Consider the following 1,774-nt stretch of genomic DNA (forward strand, 5'->3'; position numbering starts at 1 on the left):
TTCCGGAGTTGAAGATCCGGTGGGAGTGGGAGACGGCGTCCTCGGTGCGCGCTCCCGAGCATCGCGCGATGCGCTGCTCCTGCGGGTTTCGGTGGTTACCAGGCAGCGGCGGCTTCTCGACCGGCTTGTCCGGCGGCTGCCCCGGCACACCCGCGTTGTCCTGCAGCGCCGCCGGGACCTTCGCGGCGTTCTCCTCATCGATCGTCTTCTGGTCGGCATCGCTGGTGGCCACGACCAGCTTGCCCATGGGCAGGAACAGCGCCCTGGTGCGCGGGATGCCGATCGGGTCGCGTTTCGCCACCGCCCGGTACTCGTCCACGCTGATCAAACCCGCGTCGAATTCTTTCCGGGCCTCCTCCCGGCGCGCAACCTCGACGCGCTGGAGCACCTCAACGCCGGTGGTGTCAAAAAACCCGTCCAGGTCGTCATCGAAATCGACGTCCAACCCTGACGCCAGGAGCGTCAGAAATGGCGGCATCGTGATCGACCAAAAATTATAGAATTCTTGCTCGGCGTTGTCGAAAGTCCGGTCGGCGGCATATCCAATGACGCTTTCTGGCACACCGAAAGCGGCCAGGATCTCAGTCTTGGCTGTCCGCGCGACCTCGCTGTACTGCATGTCGCGCGGTCGAACGGCCAGGTCAATGTACGACACCTGGCCGTGGATCACGGTGAGCTTGCCCGCCTCGGCCGGACCCTTCCCGAACTTGCCCTCGACCCGGTCCATCTCACCGGGATCCAACTCGCCATCGATGGCCAAAACCCCGCCAGGCCGGGCGTCGTTCTTCAAAAAGCTCACATTATATAGCCTGGAAAAGAAATCCAACTCCACCGAAAGGCCCGCAGCTTCCAATGGCGTCACACCGGAGTAAGGGTCCAACGGGTGAGGCTGGCGAAACCATCTGACATTGTCGACGGGGATTTCCTTTACCGAGCCGTCGGCCCGAAGAACCTCGTAGTGGGAAATCAGGTCCTGCCCGTCCGACCCCGGGCGGTTACGCTCGGACGGCACCGGACGGGTACGGCCAGGCGGCAGCAGGTCCATCCGGATCACATCGCCGCCGCGCGAACGGGTGATCTCGGCGAACGCTCCCCGCTTGGACAGCAGCACCTGCGCGGCGAGCCGCTGCCGGAACTGCTCGCCAGTCTCCAGCGGGTTGGCACGCCGGTTCAACACCCGATACAGCGGATGGTCCTTCAGCGGCTCCTCGTTGCCGACCCTGAGCCGGAACGGCAGCCTGCTCGAATGCGAGGCGATGGCGTTCACGGCCCGGTACACCCAGACGATCCGCTCGTACGCCTCCCCGCAGGCGCGCTCGACTGGCCAGGGCCTGGACCGGTAGGAGGAGTGGATGCCCGAGGTGGCGAGCGACTGGTAATAGTCCGCGAACACGACCTTGTGCTCCTGGCCGCGCAGGGCCCCCCGGTCGGCGCCGCCCAGCGCGGCCGGCAGTAGACGCCGCACAGCCTGACGGATCTCCACTGGCCCCCTCCCGCCTCACCACCGTGTGCGGCCTGAAGGTAGGCGCCGGCGAACCATTACGTCGCGGCCTCAGCTCGCGACGGCCCTGGGCGGTGCGTCCGGATCGTCAACGGCGCACCCGAGGAGTTCGCAGTTGTGCCGGTGAATCCGCTTCTTTCGCTCACCGATGGGGCCGCCACGCAGATGCACCGTGGTGTCGGCCGCGATGCACGGCTCGCCCACGACATCGTCGTAGGGGCGCCTGCACTGCTCGCAGTAGGTCTCGATCACATCGATCCGCACCTCCTTGGG

At 66.0% G+C, this 1,774-nt stretch carries 2 protein-coding genes; both read right to left on the bottom strand.

Annotated features, from left to right (window positions below):
• A partial coding sequence (locus tag AB0B89_RS36245) for a phage portal protein (protein WP_358562264.1) occupies positions 1 to 1,483 on the bottom strand: 1,483 nt, incomplete at its 3' end.
• A 69-nt stretch (positions 1,484 to 1,552) separates the two neighbouring features.
• Positions 1,553 to 1,774: hypothetical protein (locus AB0B89_RS36250; RefSeq protein WP_358562267.1), on the bottom strand; the 222-nt coding region annotated here is incomplete at its 5' end.

The sequence above is a fragment of the Sphaerisporangium sp. NPDC049002 genome, from assembly GCF_040649355.1.
Classification (GTDB): Bacteria; Actinomycetota; Actinomycetes; order Streptosporangiales; family Streptosporangiaceae; genus Sphaerisporangium.